22 protein-coding genes are annotated in these 18,048 nt (G+C 31.4%); 8 read left to right on the plus strand and 14 right to left on the minus strand.

The genetic code is table 11. The annotated features are described in order from the left end of the window. Positions 1–117: 117 nt before the first annotated feature. The 3 genes from pyrH to Q5Y73_RS24135 all read right to left on the minus strand — a co-directional run bounded on the left by pyrH (position 118) and on the right by Q5Y73_RS24135 (position 3,453). Positions 118–873, minus strand: a complete 756-nt coding sequence (gene pyrH, locus Q5Y73_RS24125; RefSeq protein WP_305994476.1) for a UMP kinase — start codon at positions 871–873, stop codon at positions 118–120. A gap of 474 nt (positions 874–1,347) precedes the next feature. Continuing rightward, positions 1,348–1,701, minus strand: coding sequence for a nuclear transport factor 2 family protein (locus Q5Y73_RS24130; protein ID WP_305994477.1), 354 nt, complete (start codon positions 1,699–1,701; stop codon positions 1,348–1,350). Between the two features lie 39 nt (positions 1,702–1,740). Then, positions 1,741–3,453 carry a proline--tRNA ligase gene (locus tag Q5Y73_RS24135; RefSeq protein WP_305994478.1) on the minus strand — a complete coding sequence of 571 codons (1,713 nt, stop codon included), beginning with the start codon at positions 3,451–3,453 and terminating at the stop codon, positions 1,741–1,743. A gap of 416 nt (positions 3,454–3,869) precedes the next feature. On the opposite strand from Q5Y73_RS24135, the gene Q5Y73_RS24140 reads away from it, so the two are divergent. Then, positions 3,870–4,328, plus strand: a complete 459-nt coding sequence (locus tag Q5Y73_RS24140) for a DUF1499 domain-containing protein (RefSeq protein WP_305994479.1) — start codon at positions 3,870–3,872, stop codon at positions 4,326–4,328. Between the two features lie 352 nt (positions 4,329–4,680). On the opposite strand, the gene Q5Y73_RS24145 is transcribed toward Q5Y73_RS24140, so the two are convergent. After that, positions 4,681–5,469 carry a hypothetical protein gene (locus Q5Y73_RS24145; RefSeq protein ID WP_305994480.1) on the minus strand — a complete coding sequence of 263 codons (789 nt, stop codon included), beginning with the start codon at positions 5,467–5,469 and terminating at the stop codon, positions 4,681–4,683. 220 nt (positions 5,470–5,689) lie between these two features. On the opposite strand from Q5Y73_RS24145, the gene Q5Y73_RS24150 reads away from it, so the two are divergent. Next, positions 5,690–6,259, plus strand: coding sequence for an isochorismatase family protein (locus Q5Y73_RS24150; protein WP_305994481.1), 570 nt, complete (start codon positions 5,690–5,692; stop codon positions 6,257–6,259). A 175-nt stretch (positions 6,260–6,434) separates the two neighbouring features. Here Q5Y73_RS24150 and Q5Y73_RS24155 read toward each other — a convergent pair whose 3' ends face one another. From Q5Y73_RS24155 to Q5Y73_RS24170, 4 genes are all read right to left on the minus strand, one after another. Beyond that, positions 6,435–6,866, minus strand: a complete 432-nt coding sequence (locus Q5Y73_RS24155) for a fructose-bisphosphate aldolase (protein WP_305994482.1) — start codon at positions 6,864–6,866, stop codon at positions 6,435–6,437. Positions 6,867–6,967: 101 nt separating this feature from the next. Further along, positions 6,968–7,240 carry a hypothetical protein gene (locus tag Q5Y73_RS24160; protein ID WP_305994483.1) on the minus strand — a complete coding sequence of 91 codons (273 nt, stop codon included), beginning with the start codon at positions 7,238–7,240 and terminating at the stop codon, positions 6,968–6,970. Then, on the minus strand, positions 7,212–7,868 hold the full coding sequence (locus Q5Y73_RS24165) for a hypothetical protein (protein WP_305994484.1): 657 nt from the start codon (positions 7,866–7,868) through the stop codon (positions 7,212–7,214). The genes Q5Y73_RS24160 and Q5Y73_RS24165 overlap by 29 nt, the downstream gene beginning before the upstream one ends. A gap of 39 nt (positions 7,869–7,907) precedes the next feature. Further along, positions 7,908–8,285: a MerR family transcriptional regulator gene (locus tag Q5Y73_RS24170; protein WP_305994485.1), complete on the minus strand. Its 378-nt coding sequence runs from the start codon at positions 8,283–8,285 to the stop codon at positions 7,908–7,910. Between the two features lie 135 nt (positions 8,286–8,420). Here Q5Y73_RS24170 and Q5Y73_RS24175 point away from each other — a divergent pair, with 135 nt between their 5' ends. Then, the gene (locus Q5Y73_RS24175) at positions 8,421–9,185 is read left to right on the plus strand and encodes an SDR family NAD(P)-dependent oxidoreductase (protein WP_305994486.1); all 765 of its coding nucleotides are present in this window, start codon (positions 8,421–8,423) and stop codon (positions 9,183–9,185) included. Positions 9,186–9,268: 83 nt separating this feature from the next. On the opposite strand, the gene Q5Y73_RS24180 is transcribed toward Q5Y73_RS24175, so the two are convergent. Then, complete coding sequence (locus tag Q5Y73_RS24180; RefSeq protein ID WP_305994487.1) at positions 9,269–9,952, minus strand: hypothetical protein; 684 nt, start codon at positions 9,950–9,952, stop codon at positions 9,269–9,271. 259 nt (positions 9,953–10,211) lie between these two features. Between Q5Y73_RS24180 and Q5Y73_RS24185 the strand changes: the two genes are divergently transcribed. After that, on the plus strand, positions 10,212–11,309 hold the full coding sequence (locus Q5Y73_RS24185) for a tetratricopeptide repeat-containing glycosyltransferase family 2 protein (protein WP_305994488.1): 1,098 nt from the start codon (positions 10,212–10,214) through the stop codon (positions 11,307–11,309). A 132-nt stretch (positions 11,310–11,441) separates the two neighbouring features. Here Q5Y73_RS24185 and Q5Y73_RS24190 read toward each other — a convergent pair whose 3' ends face one another. From Q5Y73_RS24190 to Q5Y73_RS24200, 3 genes are all read right to left on the minus strand, one after another. Continuing rightward, a complete protein-coding gene (locus Q5Y73_RS24190) occupies positions 11,442–11,960 on the minus strand; it encodes a hypothetical protein (RefSeq protein WP_305994489.1) in 519 nt (172 codons plus the stop codon). A 396-nt stretch (positions 11,961–12,356) separates the two neighbouring features. After that, positions 12,357–13,463 carry a kanamycin nucleotidyltransferase C-terminal domain-containing protein gene (locus Q5Y73_RS24195; protein ID WP_305994490.1) on the minus strand — a complete coding sequence of 369 codons (1,107 nt, stop codon included), beginning with the start codon at positions 13,461–13,463 and terminating at the stop codon, positions 12,357–12,359. A gap of 106 nt (positions 13,464–13,569) precedes the next feature. Then, positions 13,570–13,800, minus strand: a complete 231-nt coding sequence (locus Q5Y73_RS24200; RefSeq protein WP_305994491.1) for a hypothetical protein — start codon at positions 13,798–13,800, stop codon at positions 13,570–13,572. 140 nt (positions 13,801–13,940) lie between these two features. Between Q5Y73_RS24200 and Q5Y73_RS24205 the strand changes: the two genes are divergently transcribed. From Q5Y73_RS24205 to Q5Y73_RS24220, 4 genes are all read left to right on the plus strand, one after another. Then, positions 13,941–14,378 (plus strand): hypothetical protein, encoded by a 438-nt coding sequence (locus Q5Y73_RS24205; RefSeq protein ID WP_305994492.1) that lies wholly within the window; start codon positions 13,941–13,943, stop codon positions 14,376–14,378. A gap of 1 nt (position 14,379) precedes the next feature. Next, positions 14,380–14,604, plus strand: coding sequence for a helix-turn-helix transcriptional regulator (locus tag Q5Y73_RS24210; protein ID WP_305994493.1), 225 nt, complete (start codon positions 14,380–14,382; stop codon positions 14,602–14,604). 93 nt (positions 14,605–14,697) lie between these two features. Beyond that, entirely contained in the window at positions 14,698–15,660 is a 963-nt protein-coding gene (locus Q5Y73_RS24215) for an NAD(P)-dependent alcohol dehydrogenase (RefSeq protein WP_305994494.1), read from the plus strand. 357 nt (positions 15,661–16,017) lie between these two features. Then, positions 16,018–16,437 carry a zinc-binding dehydrogenase gene (locus tag Q5Y73_RS24220; protein ID WP_371320275.1) on the plus strand — a complete coding sequence of 140 codons (420 nt, stop codon included), beginning with the start codon at positions 16,018–16,020 and terminating at the stop codon, positions 16,435–16,437. Between the two features lie 78 nt (positions 16,438–16,515). Here the strand turns inward: Q5Y73_RS24220 and Q5Y73_RS24225 are convergent, their stop codons facing one another. Continuing rightward, positions 16,516–16,860 (minus strand): hypothetical protein, encoded by a 345-nt coding sequence (locus tag Q5Y73_RS24225; RefSeq protein ID WP_305994495.1) that lies wholly within the window; start codon positions 16,858–16,860, stop codon positions 16,516–16,518. Positions 16,861–16,959: 99 nt separating this feature from the next. Continuing rightward, positions 16,960–17,967, minus strand: a complete 1,008-nt coding sequence (locus Q5Y73_RS24230) for a phosphotransferase enzyme family protein (RefSeq protein WP_305994496.1) — start codon at positions 17,965–17,967, stop codon at positions 16,960–16,962. Positions 17,968–18,048: the final 81 nt, after the last annotated feature.

Here is an 18,048-nt window from a genome sequence, read left to right on the forward strand (position 1 = left end):
GAACATTAATGTGTTGTATTACAATTTAACTATATTTTAATTCGTGTATTTTAGTATATTATAAAGTAAGTTCTTATCTATTAAATAGATAAGAACTTACTTTATTCATATTTAATATTATTTATTTGTTGTCACTTCATTACATAATTTTGATTCTTTCATATCTATTGAAGTTCCAATATGTTGCCCCTCACATATCTTTTTCATCGCATTAGTGTCATCAAAATTAAATATATGAACAGGTAGTTTGTGATCTCTAGCTAATAATAGAGCAGACTGATCCATTACTTTTATATTATTAGTAACTACATCATTGTAATTTAAATTTCTGTACATTTTTGCATCTTTGTTAAGTTTCGGATCGCATGTAAAAACACCATCCACTCCTTGCTTTGCAACCAATATTGCATCACAATTTGTTTCTATCGCCCTTTGAACACTAGGATAATCTGTTGTTACGAATGGCTGTCCATTTCCTCCACCAAAGATGACTATATAACCCTTTTCCAGATGGTGAATGGCACGTAAACGAATATATGGTTCTGCTAATGCTGCAACAGGAATGGAAGTCATAACACGAACATCTTTCTTTGTTTTGCTTTTTAATACGCCTCTTAACATCAAACTATTAATAATAGTGCCTAATGTACCTATATTGTCTGCCTCTACTCTATCTATCCCCCAATCTGAGGCTAGATTTCCTCGAAATATATTTCCTCCACCTACTACTATAGAAACTTCTACATCATCATTTACGATAGATAGTATTTCATTTGCTATATGCTCTAATTGTTCGGAATCAAAGCCATTTCCACTTTGATCCGCAAGAGCACCCCCACTTAACTTAATTAAAACACGTCTGTACATGATCATCGCTCCTTTTCAAAAAAAAAGAACTAAAGGTAATATAACCTTTAGTTCTTTATAATAGACGGAAAAGAAAATGAAAAATGAAATGATTGATGAATCAAGAAATACAGTTTCATTTTTATCCCGCCTTTCTTAAGTTTACTATTTGCTAGTTTATAAGATGATATAGAAAAGGTCAAGTATTATTTAATCCACTGAATTAATGGAAATTAGTTTTTCATTTATAAATTTTACTACTAATTGAAATGTATCTCCAATATCGAAATTATATACACATCATGACTAGCCTATATTTTGTAAGATTTAACCCTAGAATTTCATTCAAGTTAACAAATGAACACTATAAACAATCTCTTTTTTCAAATCAATCACCTTTTTCAAATTGAATTAAATCAAGATAAATTAATTCCATGTTTTTGAGAAAGTATTAATGTTATTCATACGGTATATCTTCCAAGATGTTTCGCTTTATATTTCTTAATCACTAGCCTTTGTTCCTTGATGGAAAAATAATTTCCATTCCCCACTTCTCTTTCTCCATATCGAGCTACGCAAAGTTTTCATTAATTTAGTCTCATTATAAATTTGAAAAGTAGTTAATACACAATCCTCCGATAATATTTCCATTTCAAAATCAGATAAAATAAACTGATCTGGTGACAGTTTGTCACTCGCATAATCTTTTCTGTAAAATATATTGCCTGAACTTCCAATTTCAAAATAATCATCTGCTATGATTTTTGATAATTCTTTTTCAGAGGTTCGTACATTCGGTTTTAGATGACTACATTCTAGTTCATAAATAATTTGTCTTAGATTGGTATGTGTCATTTTTCCACTTCCTTAATTTTGAAAAGGCACAATTGGTAGTTAATTCTTTATAAATTCAATGATATTATTCAAGCTTTCATCAACTTCAATTAAATGTTGTTCTCCACTTTGACGAACCTTCATTTCTACAATATTTTCTTTTATTTTTTTACCGATTGTAATTCTATAAGGGATACCTATTAAATCTGCATCTTTGAATTTTACACCTGGTCTTTCATCCCGATCATCTAATAGTACCTCAATTCCAATATCAGATAGCTTTTGATATAAGTCATTTGCTGTATTCATCTGAGTTATATCTTTTTTATTAATTACAATTATATGAACACGAAATGGGGCTGTAGATTTAGGCCAAATGATTCCTTGATGGTCATTATTTTGTTCTATTATAGCTGATAAAAGCCTAGATACACCAATTCCATAACATCCCATGATGATTTCTTGTTCTTTACCTTTTGAATCTAAAAAAGTAGCATCCAATTTTTTGCTGTATCTTGTCCCTAGTTTAAATACATGTCCTATTTCAATTCCCTTATTAAATTTAAAATTCTCACCGCAATTTGGGCATTGATCATTTTGTGAAACCATTCTGAAATCACCTGTATTTTCTATAGAAAAATCTCTTCCAGGGATGACATTTTTCAAATGGTAATTTAGCTCATTAGCTCCACAAATACCACTAGTCATTCTTTCGACTTCATAATCAACATAAATCGGAACATCCAATTTAACTGGTCCAACAAACCCTGGGATTACACCTGTTGCTTTCTCAACAGTTTTAGTATCTGCTAGTTCAATTTGTTCAACATCAAGAAAATGAATCATTTTATGTTCATTAACTTCTCGATCACCTCGAACCAGCACAGCAATTAGCTTTCCATCTGCAAAATATATTAAAGTCTTAATCAAATCTTCTGAATTTATATTCAAATCTTGAGTTAAATTTTCTATAGATTTTAAGTTAGGGGTATAGAGCTTTTCCACAGTATTTACGAATGAATCGTGATCACTTGTTGGAATTTCATCTATGATCTTGTATTCTGCTTTTTCATCATTTGCTGAGTAATCACATGATGTACATGTTACGATCGTATCCTCACCTATATCAGCCAAAGCCATAAACTCATGAGTTCCACCTTCATCTCCAATCGCACCGGATTCAGCTTCAACAGAGCGATAATTTAGATCAAGACGTTTGAAAATTCGGTGATAAGCATCAAACATCGCCCAATATGTTTGATCTAGACCTTCCCAATCCGTATTAAAGGAATAAGCATCTTTCATTATAAATTCTCTTCCTCTTAATAATCCGAAACGTGGTCTTCGTTCATCCCGAAATTTGGTTTGGATTTGATACAAATTTAATGGCAGCTGTCGATAAGAATTTACTTCACTTTTGATTAAAGATGTAATGACTTCTTCATGTGTAGGCCCTAACGCAAACTCTCGCTCATGTCGATCATTTAATTTCATTAACTCATCACCATATAGAGCATCTCGACCTGATGATTTTAATAACTCAATTGGTTGCATAGCTGGCATGTGTAGTTCATTAGCTCCGGTTATTTCCATTTCTTCTCGAATAATATTTTCTATTTTTCGTAGCACACGCCATCCTAATGGTAAATAAGTATATATCCCAGCTGCTGTTTGTCGAATAAAACCTGATCTTAATAATAATTGATGATTTTTTGCCTCAGCTTCGGATGGAACTTCTCTAAGTGTTGGTATGAACATTGAACTTTGACGCATAAATTTAACCTCCTAGTTGAATGAAATGCAAAAAAACACATTCGCAAGGGACGAATGTGTTACCGTGGTACCACCCTAATTTGACTATTAACATTAAAATATACAAAAATAGCCCTTTGATTTGTTAACGGAAAATCCCGTCAATGGTAAGAAAGTTGAAAGATCATTACCACTGAAGCTGCATGGTAGGAAGACCAAACTACAATGAGAACCTTTCAGCAAATGGTTCCTCTCTGTACATTGTATTTTCTTTTAGTCTCGTGTCCATGGTCATTGCATTTTTATATTGTTAAAGACAATACATGATTTAAAAAATATTGTCAATATATTTTCCTGAATTCTTAATGGAAGATTGGAAATTACAATCTTTTATGATATATTTCTAGTCAGGTTACAACAGAAAGGAACAAATAGAGATGAAAAAGAAGATTATTTTAATAACTTTCATTATTATTGTATTACTTTACACAGCATTTATCGTGTACAATCAATATTCTGATTCAACAGCTAGTGGTGTAATAGACGGAAAATTAGCGGAATGTCCAGATTCTCCTAATTGTGTATCAACTAAGACAATGGACGGTTCAAAAATAATGGAACCTATCCCCTACACTAATTCAACTGAAGCGTTTGAAATATTAGTGAAAGTGATAAATGAAATGCCTGGAACAAAAATCATTAATCAAGATTCTAATTACCTACATGTAACTTTTACATCGCGCGTTTTCCGATTCGTAGACGATGTTGAATTCTACTTTGATGAACAAGAGAAGTTCATTCATTTTCGATCCGCCTCTAGAACTGGTTATTCTGATTTGGGGGTTAATCAAGAGCGTATGGATAAAATAACAAATAGAATGATAAATGAGATGTAATATTTAGGGGTAGTACACAAGCATAGATTTGCTGCTTCTACCCCATTCCAATCAAGCTAAAATATAATTACAATCTTTATTTTTTTATAACCTGATAGAAATGGGTAGAGTTAGAATTTTGACAAAGATTATTTACACTTACGATCTTTTTCTGTGATTTAATTTTTTCATTGATAAAGTAGCATTTTCCATTTCTTCTATATCATCTATATGACAGCTGTAAAATACAGCTACCCCACTTTCTTCATGCCCAACTACAATTCCTTCTCCTACCTTTTTAATAATAACTGATGTTAGGCCTATAGATACTTCTCTGTCTTTTAATTTATTTGCGACATTGGTGATAGGATCCTCACAACATACACATTTTCCTTTCGTATTTTTTTGTATAGGTTTGACATCTGGTAACCTTGTGGTTGAACGTACAATTACATTGGATATATTGCAAATAGAAATATGGTTTGTTCCCAGTTACAATAAAATTCTTAACTTCCGTAATTTGAATAGTAGTTTCTCCTCCAAATACAAGGTTTATCCTAATTTCTTCTCTTTTATACTGTTCTAAAACTAACTGCATCGGGCAGACACAACAATCACAAATTGTTTTTTTCAAGCTTGCAGACATATAATTTGTAGGAAATAAAGTACTAGTTGTCATTTCTTCTATTCCACCTATTTTACAACTGGAAAAAATAATCGTTGGACCAAATAAATCTGGTGGTGAGGATACAAATGTTCCAGCTACTATCCCTTCTCCTACCTTCTCAATAATAAGTGAAGAATCATCGGGAACACCAAAGATAATAACTTCTTTTCCTTCTAATGCATTCGCAACATTAGTGATGGGATCCTCACAACAAAAGCATTCGCCTTTCGTATTTTTTTGAATCGGTTTTACATTTGGAATCTTTGTGGCTGAACTTGGAGAAACAAAAACTATATTACAAATTGAAATTTGAATTGGGTTATTTGAACCTAAAGAAAATGTGTCTATCCCAGACACAATAAAGTTATTGACTTCCGTAATTTGAATTAAGGAGCTTCCCAAGTCTGTGCGTATAAAAACTTCTTCTCCTTTATACTGTTCTAAAACAAACTGCATCGGACAGACGCAACAATCGCAAATTGATTTTTCAAACATGTTTTTCACCTTTTTTAATTTTTTAGTCCCACCTCAAACATAATTCTCCCACTTATACTATGAAAAAAACGTTTTTTTTGCTTGGACTACAGTCCATTTATTTGAAATATATTTACTAGTATAGATTAGAAGGATATGGTACCTTTAAAAAAAGGAGGCGATGAAAATGATGAATAATAAAATAGAGGTGCAAGTGAACTAAAGTTATACAAAAAAAGGAGTGTCGCCCATCAAAAAGCAAGCTTTAATAATCATTGATGCACAACAAGAATTAATTGAAGGAAATTTAGAAGAGTCATCTGTTTTTAACAAAGAAAATCTAATAAAAAATATAAATCTAGTTATAGAGAAAGCAGTAAAAGATAATATTCAAATTTTGTTTATACGTGATACTGATGTCTGTGAAGGTAAAGGTGAAGGTTTTCAAATTCATCAAAACATTCATATTCCAACCCACGCAACAATTTTTGATAAAAAAGCAACGAATGCTTTTCATAGAACTGAACTAAAAAGTTATTTAGAAAGTAAAGAAATCGAGCATATAGTTATTATGGGATGTAAAACGGAGTACTGTATTGATACTGCTGTAAGAGCTGCAACTGTTAATAACTTGGACGTTACATTAGTTAGCGATGGTCACTCGACTACGAATACTTCCGTTTTGTCAGCAGAGCAAATCATTAATCATCATAATGAGATTCTTCATGGTCATTATAATGTTGATCATTTTTCCATTGTTAGAAGTGCAAAAGATGACTTGTTTGTACCAACACATGATTCCTATCGCTGATTTCAAAAACGAATTCAAATTCATAATAACAAAGCTTCTTCCGTAAAAAGGAGAAGCTTTGTTGTTTACAATGATTATTTCAGTTATTGATTAATTTTTTTAAAATTGCGATTGCTGATCAGTACGATGGAATAGAGTATTTCTTTCTTTTATTTGTTTCGTTAATATGCTTTTTTTATTGTTCATCCATAAATTCAATTAAATCTCCTACACTGTATATAGTTTCTTCATATAACCCGTCATTTGTTTCCCATATAATTGTAAAATAAATTGAATTGTACGCATTTATGATTTCTTCTTCACTTAATCCTTTTACATAGAACACAAACTCTCTGTAATAATTTGCATAACTTTCACTATCATTGTCTTGTGAATGTCCTTTACCAAACCAGTACCGATCTTCATTATCAATTTCATTAATGGATCTTTTCCACAAATCTGATCCAAACGATGAGAATTCTATTTTTCTTGTAGTTAATTCTGAGTGTTTCATTTCTAGATCAAAAATAAATTTACGAAAATCATCTTTTGTTGGATTTTCTAGTCCATATGTTCCGACATTTTCAAATTCTTCTTCATCCAGTTCTAAGATTTGTACATCAATCATGACATTTGGATCATCATCCTTATTACATGAAACTATTAATAGAAGTATAACGAATAAAGATAAACTACAATACATGAATGTTTTAAACTTTGGAATAGTTATCACTTTTTCTTTAAGGGATCTGAGAATTTCATAGACCAGAGACCCATATCTATCTTAATTACCTCTGGTCCTCTCTCAGCAGTAAAATTCACATACTTTATTACTTTATATCCAAGTCCGTAATATTCCGTTGAACCTCCATCTTCGTAATACACTTTTGGAATTGCAAAAATTGGAGAATGATTCGTTTTAGACAAGGATAAATCTGTAATGAAAAAGAGCACCCACAGCACCAATACAATATTAATGAATCTTTTCATTTGCAATTTCATTCATTGTTTCCCCTATACGATTTTTATGACTTATTAGAGAATATCTTTGCATGCCTCTAGTCATCTCTATGGCTTTATCAAGATGCATTTTGGCTTCCTCAATATCCCCTTTTTTGATGCTCAATTCACTCAACACAACTTTTACCATCCATGGTTTTGAAAGATTAATAGCCATGTCCTGAGCCTTTTTGAAGTTACCATTTTCTATTTCTATCAAACTTTCATAATATGCTTTAAATGATTTGATTTTTATATTATTTAATTGATTATGTATGAAAGCAAAATCCCTTTTATAGTGAGCATGCAAGACTCTAAATAAAGATGACCATTTAGTGTTTTTATATTTTTTATCTATTTTTTTGAGTGCATTTTCTACTTCTATTTCATTATCATTTGCAATAGCATAATAAAAATTGTAAATTGGATTTTTGCTTTTTTCTAAATATTTAGAAACTCTACCCATATCTTTTGTGAAATAAATAGTGATAAAATTAGGAATGATTGACATCATCATTACACCTGCAATTGATAAAATAATGATAACCATTACAGGGTTTTCAAATTGATAAACATTCACTATGATTCCCACTAAAATCCCCACTATTATTGTATAAATTTTATTATTCATTTAAAAGCCCTACCCCGATTTGTCTATATAATAACCGCTTTATTTTACTGTTTCTGATTTACTTTGATTAATAAATTCTCTATATTTATTAATCTTTTCTTCAAGCATCTTTTCAGTAGATGCTAACGTTTCTAACTGATTTTGAATGGAAAGCAAATGATTTTCTAGAAGTTCTAATCTAGCTTGGGTTGTATGTTCCCCTTCTTCAAATAATCTAGCATATTCTCTTATCTTTGCTATTGGCATTTGCGTTTGTTTTAATTTCATAACAAATTTTAACCATTTAAGATGCATATCACTATAAAGTCGTTCCTTATTTTCATTCCGGTCAGGAATAATGATATTTTCTTTTTCATAGTACCTTAATGTATGTGTACTGACATCTAATAATTTCGCTACCTCACTTATTGTGTACATAAACTCCCCCATCCCTCTGCATAATATGAAAGCCACACTTCATTTCTTATTGATATTATAAAAAAGATTTGACTTAGAGTAAACTCTAACGAATATAATCACAATAATAGCAAAAAAATCTAGGAGGAGTTATAAATGAAATATGCTGTTATTACAGGTGCAAGTTCAGGTATAGGATATGAATCAGCATTAGCGTTTGCAGCTAGGGGGAAAAATTTAATTATTGCAGCTCGAAGAGAAGAAAAACTAGAGGAATTAAAAGCGAAAATATTAAAAATAAACTCAGAATTAGATGTTGTAATCCGAAAAGTTGACTTGTCGGTGAGAGATAATGTATACCCGTTTTATGAAAGCCTAAAAGAATTCGAAATTGAAACTTGGATAAATAATGCTGGATTTGGCAACTTCGATTCTGTTGGAGATCAAAATTTGGATAAAATTGAAGAGATGTTACATTTAAACATTGAAGCATTAACCTTGCTTTCCTCACTTTACGTTAGAGATCATTCAAATATTGAAGGAACACAGATCATTAACGTTTCATCTGGTGGCGGATATACAATTGTAGGTGATGCGATCACTTACTGTGCAACTAAATTCTTTGTAAGTGCATTTACAGAAGGACTTGCACACGAACTTAACAGTCAAGGAGCAAAGATGAAAGCGAAAGTGTTAGCTCCGGCTGCAACTGAAACAGAATTTGCTAAACGTTCACTTGATATTGATGAATTTGATTATAACAACATTGTACCCAAATTCCATACTTCTAAAGAGATGGCTGGATTTATGCTTGATCTGTACGATAGTGATAAAGTTGTAGGCATTGTAAATGGACTGACATATGAATATGAACTAAGAGATCCAATTTTCAATTTTGTACCAAATACTAGAAGGTCTTAAAAGTAACTATAGAAATAATAAGTTTTTGTCATTATATTGAGAAGCTATTTCGAATAGAAGACAAGAACTTATATTTTTAGATCTCAATGATTTGATCTAATCCAAACTCGGAGTGACCCTATTGACCTCCATCCAGCAGAATTTGCTGCAATTAGATTTTCATTATGTTCATACCCAACGATCGGAAAACCCGGGAATTCAGTTGATATTATATCAGGAATATCCAGCCATAATTCTTCGTTAGCATGATCTGTTGTAAAGACGTTTGATACTCCAACAACATTAGCGCTTAAATTAGCAATAAATCCACAAACAGCATTATTCTGTTCATACATAAATATCTTCACACTATTTTCATTTAAAATGTCTGGTTTGATTATATCCACTAACCCGCTTGAAATTGTCCATTTTTTCAAGTCCTTTTCAGTATTGATTACACGCCATTTATCATGTAATGATCTTGAATCATGGACACCTTCATGGAAAATCCATTTCGCATTAAATAATATTTCAAACCCTAATGGTGACAAATTAAGGTTGGCAAAGCTGTCTTTTATACTAGATACTGTCACCTTATTTATATAATTATTTATATCTTCAACGGAAGAATATTTACTTTTAGTAATTAATTCAGGGTAATACTTTGGAGCTTTAGAAAACACTCCCCATAAGTGTTCTTTTGAAGTATGAGCAACACCATGAGAATCACAAACTATTTCACACCACGCTATATTATTTTTCACTGCTTGATCTATAAGGGTATTCACTTTTACTCCTCCACCTCCACTTATTCCACTTCAAATGGATAATTAGATATTTTTCAGTTCTTCATTATACTCATAATTTAGAAGGTATACAATATAGAACATGTCATTTAAGGAAGTGACAAAAGTCATAATAATTTAATTAATCATTCATAACATTTTTAGTATTCCTTAGGTTCACTGTAGGATAATTGAATTTTTTATATTTATTTAGAGTATACATGTGTAATATAATTTTGAATTATTGGTGGGTGAATATATAATGTCAAGTGCCACTATAAGTCTTTGCATGATCGTTAAGAATGAAGAAGAAGTTCTTGAACGATGTTTAGAAACGGTTACTAGCTTCACAGATGAGATCATTATTGTGGATACAGGCTCAACGGATCGGACTAAAGAAATTGCAAGCAAATATACAACCAAAATATTTGATTTTGAGTGGATAGATGATTTTTCTAAAGCAAGAAATTTTTCTTTTTCTAAAGCAACAAAAGACTATATTATGTGGTTGGATGCGGATGATATCGTACCTAAAGAAAGTAGTATACACATTAACGAGCTTAAAAAAAATTATCTCAGTGATCATAAAATGGATTGTGTCATGATGGACTATCAAACTGTGTTTGATGCTGAGGGTAATTTAATTACAACCCTTCGAAGAGAGCGTTTAGTAAAAAGAAAATGTAACTTTCAATGGATAGGGATCGTTCACGAGACACTAAATGTTTCAGGAAAAGCATATATTACTGATATTAAGATCAAACATATGAAGAACAAGCCATATTCTAATCAGTATATAAAGATTTATGAAAAAGCAATAAAACAAGGTCATCAATTTTCGCTAAGTGATAAATTTCAATATGCTTATGAATGTTTTCAGCATAAACAATATGAAAAAGCAATGAAACTGTATGATGCATTAACTTTTGAAAAGTTAGATATAAAGAATGGGAAGATCTATGCCTACTTAAAGCTTGCTGAATGTTATATCAAATGTAATGAACTAGACAAAGCGATTTCAAGCTGTTTACATACTTTTGCATTAGACCCGCCCAAAGCAGAAGTTTGTTGCAGACTAGGTCATATTTATGAATTAAAAAAACAGTTTCATCAGGCTATTGGGTGGTATAAAATTGCTTTCAACATTGATATTCCAGTAGATAGTGCTTATGTCAAAATGCCTTGTTACACATGGCTTCCACATATACGATTATGTATTTGTTACATGGTATTAAGGAATGTTTCAGAAGCGAGAAAACATAATGAAATCGCTGCACAATATATCCCCAATAGCACTCATGTAATTGATAACGAACGATTGTTACAGAAGCTAGACTCAAAACTTGAGAATAACAACTAAAGAAGGGAGTCTAAACATAGGTGAAATAGAGTTTTTATTAGAACTAGAAAACCCGAGTACTATAATTTTAAAAAAATCAAGTATTCGGGTCATATTTCGTATTGTTGGCAAAATAGAATTTGCTTACTCACTCTATTGTGGCAATTCTTCAATTTTAGTAATATAGCAAGTGGAAATAGCAAATTTTGGAATTCTCCCATCTACATTAGCACCAGGATCGATGACAGTTACAATCCCCTCCCCCACCTTTTCGATTATTACAGAGTCTACAAACGGGGTTCCATCTCCAATATATTCAATATCTACTCCTTTTCCAACTAAACGATTTAATTCATTTGTAACAGGATCTTCACAACAGCTGCACTCCCCTGTTTTGTCATTTCGAATTGGTTTTACATTAACATCAAAAGGAGTATCATTTGACTCTGGAAAAGGTATCCCAACTGCCGTTATATTACATATGGGAACACTTCCAGCACTTGTTTTTGCTATAAAATTATTAGCAGAATTAAGTGTACCTTCAATAGGAGGAGCAGCAGCACCCACTCTACTAGTGGTAGCAATTTGCACAAAGTCCCCTTCTAATTGCTGTAAAATACATTGCATTGAACACACACAGCAATCACAAATGGTTCTGTCGAATTTACTCATTATTTTCCCTCCAATCAGATTTATTCTTGATACTATATGATGTAGGGTATTAAATTGACTATGCTAGTGTCTATAAGGTTCCAAAAAATAATTTATTTATGTTAAATTCAACTTCTTTTTGTTCATTGATATAACAAACTGCCGACCTTTTGAGAGAACTCTCCTTTTTAAAGATAATAACAGATATTTTAATAAATTCATTTTAATTAAAATAATATAATTAATACTATAAAACAATGATTTTCATATAATGACTATCTTCCTTCTGTCCTCCTGTGAAATAGATTAGATAATGACAGTTAATAACGAAAATGTAGACAATTGATTGAGTGCATTATACGTATATTCTCTTGGTGTTAATATAATTTGCATTGTCCTATCCAACGTCTACTTTTGTTAGTTTTCAATAAAGGATCTAAATTCCTCTATATTATTAAATACATTAAATTTCACACCACTAGATTTTAATAGTTTGCTAAACTTATCTTCTAACTCAATCACAAGCTCTTTTAACAATCTTAAATTGTTAGAATTCTGAATAAGATCAGGGAAGTGGAATTGATGATATAGATCGTCAACTATTTGATAAGAACTTAGATCTGAATACCAAACTCCATGTTCTGCACGGCCTAAGAAATAACTAAGGATAGTCTGAGTTTGAATCGAGATGAAAAAAGCTGTGTAGAGATCATCTTTTTCACACGCAGTAATTATCTTATTAAAATTTGATTTTACTTCTTCATAATAACCATTGAAAACATCTGAAAACGCTTGATGCTCTGAAGTAGTCTTTTGTTGTGATTCAATTATATTTTGTACACTCTCAACAAGTTCTTCACTAGTTAGTTTTATCTGTTCACAGCTTTGAAGAGAGATAATATTGTTTATCCAATTTTCTAATAAATCTGGTTTAATTGAAAGGTTAGAAATCTGATCCATATTTTGTCCCCAGCCTCTTGTAAAATACGTTTGATTCAGAAGAGCCAAACTCTTTAACACGGTAGTTACTACGTTAAAAGCTTCTACTCTCATTAAAGTCAAACTATTTTTCACTTCATCCTTATTCATTTTATATAAAAACAAATAACTTTTGTGAAGTTCAGTAATGGCTTGATCTAATAGTTTATTTCTATTTTCAGAACCAGTTTTCATGTTATCAATACTTTTTTTCAATTCATTAAAACGATTTTCATCTTCTTCTGAACGAACATACAAAATTTTTGAATCAGCAATGATTGTCGTTCTATCTTCAAAAGAAGCCATTTTTTCTGCATATTCCCAGCTTATCGGCCAGAAATCAAATCCAATCCCATCTATAATAAATTGTATACTAGCTTCATTACCTTTTGGATTGTTAGGAATGAAAAAGAAATCCAAATCTGATTTTTCATTCGCTTTCCCGAGTGCATAAGAACCATAATAAGCAATAACTGCAATATCTTCTTTATACTCTTTCTTTACCTTTTCTACTAATATATCTGCGATTTGAAATACATCTAACATTACACCATCTCCTGTTGTTCATTCCTAATAAATTCATTTTTTGTATAATTAAAAGTTATCAAATTCTCATTGATTTTAATAGGTATAAAACAACTATAAATGAAACTTACCTATACCCTTTACCAATCTGATTCACCAAACTCTCGTAAAATCGTGGTAAATAAGGTTCGATAGATTTATCCGCCTCTGTAACTACCTTACTGATTTGAGGTTCTGCTTCTTTACCATTTGGAGATAATTCGTGACTTCTTTGTCGAGCCATATGCCACAATGAACACAAATTATTATGACTATACCTGTTCATTTCAGCTTCTGTAGTTCCGCTAGACTTATTCAATCGTTTTTGAATACTTTCTGGATTAAGGTATATTTTTATATCTAAATGTAAAAAATACTTTACATAAAGAATGAATTATCTTACAATGTGTATATAAATCTTTACTACAAATTACATTCCACTGATAAAAGGAGGAAAAAATGTCTTATCAAGAAAAAAGCTCTTTCGTTTCTTTATTCAGCTCTATATTAATTTTTACAGCCTGTGGTATTTATGTGTATCAAAAGTATATAGATGGGAGTTTGAATTCAGAAAATGTATTCAAATTTTATGGTGGCGTATTTATATTCCTTATTATTGTAGGCGTTGTAAATAGTATTGTCAGGAATGTTGTATTGAATATTATTTCAGCTAAAGACAAAGAACCGTCTTTTATTGATGAACGGGATAAAATCATTGAATTAAAAGCAACGGCGATTGCTCACTATGTTTTTATCACTGGGTTTGGAATCTCAATGGCAACGTTGGTCTTTGATGTACCTCCATTAACGATGTTCCCCATTCTTTTCTTTTTTGGATTTTCAGCATCAATCATAGCAGATATTTTTAAGATTTATCTTTATCGGAAAGGATTTTAAAATGCGAAAAGGTCTTATAAGCAATAACATTCGTACATTACGTTTTCACCACGATGAGATGACTCAAAAACAATTAGCTGAAAAAGTAGGTGTAACACGTCAAACCATTGTAGCTATAGAGAAAGGAAAGTACTCTCCTTCTCTTGAATTAGCTTTTCGTATTGCTCATGTATTCAACTTGTCTTTAGAAGAAGTATTTTCATTTTCTTTAGAAGACGAAACTTAAAAATATTGTAATATTGCCTTCAAGATCCTCTGAGATTTTCTTTCAATGGATCTTGAATTAAAAAAATATGATCTAACTAAAAGGAGGAAACTTATGAAAGCAATTGTGTATCATAATTACGGTTCAACGGATGTTCTCGAACTAAAAGAAGTCCCCAAACCTATTCCCAAGAACAATGAAGTTCTGATAAGGATACATGAGACGATCATAACACCAACTGACTGTGTTACAAGAAAGGGAACTCCCTTTATAATAAGATTTTTTAATGGCTTGTTAAAACCCAAAAACCCTATGCTTGGAGCTTACCCTGCTGGGGAAATTGAAGCAGTTGGCAAAGATGTGAAACGATTCAAAAAAGGAGATCAGGTATTTGGATCGACTGGTACTGGATTAGGCGCTCATGCTGAATATAAATGTCTACCTGAAGAAGGAGTCCTTGCCATAAAACCAGTTAATATGACGTTTGGAGAAGCTGCGGCAGTTCCTTATGGAGCATTGACGGCATTAATTTTCCTTAGAGATAAAGCAAATCTTCAAAAAGAGCAAAAGATTCTCATTAATGGTGCGTCTGGTGGTGTAGGTACTTTCGCAATTCAACTTGCCAAATATTATGGTGCAGAAGTGACTGGCGTGTGCAGTACATCGAATAAAGAACTGGTTAAATCTCTTGGAGCCGATAAAGTCATTGATTACACAAAAGAGGATTTTACTAAAACTGATCAAACCTATGACATTATTTTTGATGCAGTTGGTAAGAGTTCATTTTCACATTGCAAGAAATCATTAAAACAAAAAGGGATCTATCTTTTAACTGTCCCCACCCTGTCTATAATGCTACAAATGTTATGGACTTCTAGATTTGGCAGTAAAAAAGCAATGTTCGCAGCTACAAGCTTTGCATGGTCGCAAAAAGATTTGAATTTCCTTAAAGAACTTGTTGAGTCTGGAAAGATTAAATCAATCATTGATAGACGCTACCCTCTAGAACAAATAGCTGAAGCCCACATTGCAGTAGAAAAGAGACATAAAAAGGGAAATATAGTTATCACCTTCTAATCATAATAAGGCAAACTAACACACACTACTCACCAAACTATCCTTCACAATTTTGAATCTAATCATTATTTCAAGCTCCCTCACCTCTTCTCATAACTCAACTAAATTTTATATTCATTACTTAGCTTATAGTTTTTCTGATCGAACAACTGGATTAAAGAGTTTTTTAAGTCAATAATCTTTTATTCAAGGAGGAAAATAATGAGAGCAATGGTATATGAAAATATGATTCACCAGATGTTCTTCAAATTAAAGAGGTTGCAAAACCTACTCCTATGGAAAATGAAGTTTTAATAAAAGTATCCGAGATCGTAGTATCGCCAGTGTACCAGGGAATGCAGTACTTTTAATTTAGAATTGGTAAAATCTTTAGGAGCAGACTACGTCATTGATTATACAAAAGAGGATTTTACTAAATCTGGTCTCACTTATGATATTATTTTTGATACTGTAGGCAAGAGTTCGTTTTCCCGCTGTAAAAAAGCACTGAAAACAAGAGGTATTTATCTCACTACTACCCCTTCCCTTTCCATTCAACTTCAAATGTTATGGACTTCAAAAATAGGAAGTAAAAAAGCAAAAATTCCATTCACTGGATTAAGACCTTCGAGTGAAAAAGTGAAGGATCTACTGTTCCTCAAAGAGCTAATTGAAGCCGGAAAGATAAAATCTGTTATTGATAAACGTTATGAAATGGAACAAATTGCTGAGGCACATAGATATGTGGAAACAGGTCATAAGAAGGGGAATGTTGCTATAACTTTACATCCTTTATAGTTAGAAGCATTTATCACAAAAAAGGTCAGAGTAAGTATCTGACCTTTTGAATATTATATTAGTGCCTTCATAGATATTCTATTCATTTTCTTCAAAAATCCATTCCTCACCAAATGGAAATGTTTCATCATGTATATTATTTACTTGGTTAATTGCTCTATACCAAGCTATTAACTGCTCACCTGATTTCTCATAAGTAATTTTGTAAATAATATTAGATCTATCACTTTCATCTTCATACGGTGAATAAACTGGATTTACTTCATCTACCTCAATGACTTTCCCTTCCATTGATGTAATAACTAGTCCAATTTCTTCTAAGTGCAGATCTTTTAATTTTTGAAATCCTACAACCAGAGATATGGATATAGCGATGACAAGAATAGTAAAAATAATAGTAAAAATCTTTGTTTTTGTGCTCATATATTCCACCTTATTTATGTATAGTCATAACACAGCAGCAATCTTTAAATTATAACATTATATTGATTGGTAGTAAAAATAAATGGAATATGATTAGTCTCACTCCTGAGAAGTAGAGAAATCGACAATATCTGATCCAAAATCGGAAGACATTTTTTTCATATCTTTATTAATGTTTTCTCGTAAGTTTTTCATCCATTGAGGTTCATTACCCCAGTTGTCTTCTAATGATGTTAAACAACGAACATAACTATATAAATTTGCAAAACGTCTACAAGCAGGCATTAAAAGGAACATATCATTAGAGATATTATATTCTGTTAAATATCCGTCCATAAAGCATTGTTTTTTCTGTTGAAACATCTCAGACGAAATATAGTCTTTAAAACTATCAAGTGTTTGTTCAATATCCATGACATACCAGTGGTACATGGCATCATCAAAGTCTATCACATTACAGGACATTGTCATTTCATCATAAAATACATTATCATATTCAAAATCATAATGGATTAACCCAAAATTGTTTTTTGTAATCGGTACTGAGCTGAAAAATTCTTGTAGTATTTTACTTTCTAACCATGCAGATTTTTCATTGGGAAAATCATCTAGTTTATCTTGAATCCAATATAATACGTCACTATATGACCATCGTTTATATTCCTTAGGTTCATATTCATTAGATAACTGATGAAGTTTTCCCAATGCTTTACCAAGACTGAATATTATATTGTCACTAAAGTCTGTCTGATTAAACTGTGTTCCTGCTACTCGCTTAAATACAGAAGCATAGTATTCTCCCCAAGGAGTATTTACTTTTACAAGTTCTTCTCCTATTTTAGAATTCACTGCTTCTAAAACACCATATTGCTTATGGCGTAAATAAGAAATAAAATCGAGTTCTGCTAGAATATTTTCTTTGTTTTTTTCAATTATCGGTGCAAATCTTAATAGCTGTGTTTTTCCTTGTGATTGAAACGGATAAATTGCATTTGAGGAAATCCGATAGTATTTGAACATTTCAATAGATTCTTTATCATACTTCCAATTTCCCAACAACATTTCCGCTAAATCCTCATTGTTAAATAGGTATTTCAATTTCAGCATTAAATTCTACTTCTCACCTTTTCAATTTGTTGATTATATGAAATATGACATTAAAAGTTTGAGGAATATAACTTAAAAATC

The sequence above is a fragment of the Chengkuizengella axinellae genome, assembly GCF_030730905.1.
GTDB lineage: Bacteria > Bacillota > Bacilli > Paenibacillales > KCTC-33759 > Chengkuizengella > Chengkuizengella axinellae.

Coding starts and splice junctions, on each gene's coding strand:
- Q5Y73_RS24170 (WP_305994485.1), bottom strand. CDS start 8,285: ATGTACACAATAAGTGAGGTAGCGAAATTATTAGATGTCAGTACACAT.
- Q5Y73_RS24145 (WP_305994480.1), bottom strand. CDS start 5,469: ATGTTTGAAAAATCAATTTGCGATTGTTGCGTCTGTCCGATGCAGTTT.
- Q5Y73_RS24190 (WP_305994489.1), bottom strand. CDS start 11,960: ATGAGTAAATTCGACAGAACCATTTGTGATTGCTGTGTGTGTTCAATG.
- Q5Y73_RS24130 (WP_305994477.1), bottom strand. CDS start 1,701: ATGACACATACCAATCTAAGACAAATTATTTATGAACTAGAATGTAGT.
- Q5Y73_RS24225 (WP_305994495.1), bottom strand. CDS start 16,860: ATGAGCACAAAAACAAAGATTTTTACTATTATTTTTACTATTCTTGTC.
- Q5Y73_RS24140 (WP_305994479.1), top strand. CDS start 3,870: ATGAAAAAGAAGATTATTTTAATAACTTTCATTATTATTGTATTACTT.
- Q5Y73_RS24175 (WP_305994486.1), top strand. CDS start 8,421: ATGAAATATGCTGTTATTACAGGTGCAAGTTCAGGTATAGGATATGAA.
- Q5Y73_RS24230 (WP_305994496.1), bottom strand. CDS start 17,967: ATGCTGAAATTGAAATACCTATTTAACAATGAGGATTTAGCGGAAATG.
- Q5Y73_RS24205 (WP_305994492.1), top strand. CDS start 13,941: ATGTCTTATCAAGAAAAAAGCTCTTTCGTTTCTTTATTCAGCTCTATA.
- Q5Y73_RS24185 (WP_305994488.1), top strand. CDS start 10,212: ATGTCAAGTGCCACTATAAGTCTTTGCATGATCGTTAAGAATGAAGAA.
- Q5Y73_RS24155 (WP_305994482.1), bottom strand. CDS start 6,866: ATGATTGATGTACAAATCTTAGAACTGGATGAAGAAGAATTTGAAAAT.
- Q5Y73_RS24165 (WP_305994484.1), bottom strand. CDS start 7,868: ATGAATAATAAAATTTATACAATAATAGTGGGGATTTTAGTGGGAATC.
- Q5Y73_RS24210 (WP_305994493.1), top strand. CDS start 14,380: ATGCGAAAAGGTCTTATAAGCAATAACATTCGTACATTACGTTTTCAC.
- Q5Y73_RS24160 (WP_305994483.1), bottom strand. CDS start 7,240: ATGAAATTGCAAATGAAAAGATTCATTAATATTGTATTGGTGCTGTGG.
- Q5Y73_RS24135 (WP_305994478.1), bottom strand. CDS start 3,453: ATGCGTCAAAGTTCAATGTTCATACCAACACTTAGAGAAGTTCCATCC.
- pyrH (WP_305994476.1), bottom strand. CDS start 873: ATGATCATGTACAGACGTGTTTTAATTAAGTTAAGTGGGGGTGCTCTT.
- Q5Y73_RS24215 (WP_305994494.1), top strand. CDS start 14,698: ATGAAAGCAATTGTGTATCATAATTACGGTTCAACGGATGTTCTCGAA.
- Q5Y73_RS24195 (WP_305994490.1), bottom strand. CDS start 13,463: ATGTTAGATGTATTTCAAATCGCAGATATATTAGTAGAAAAGGTAAAG.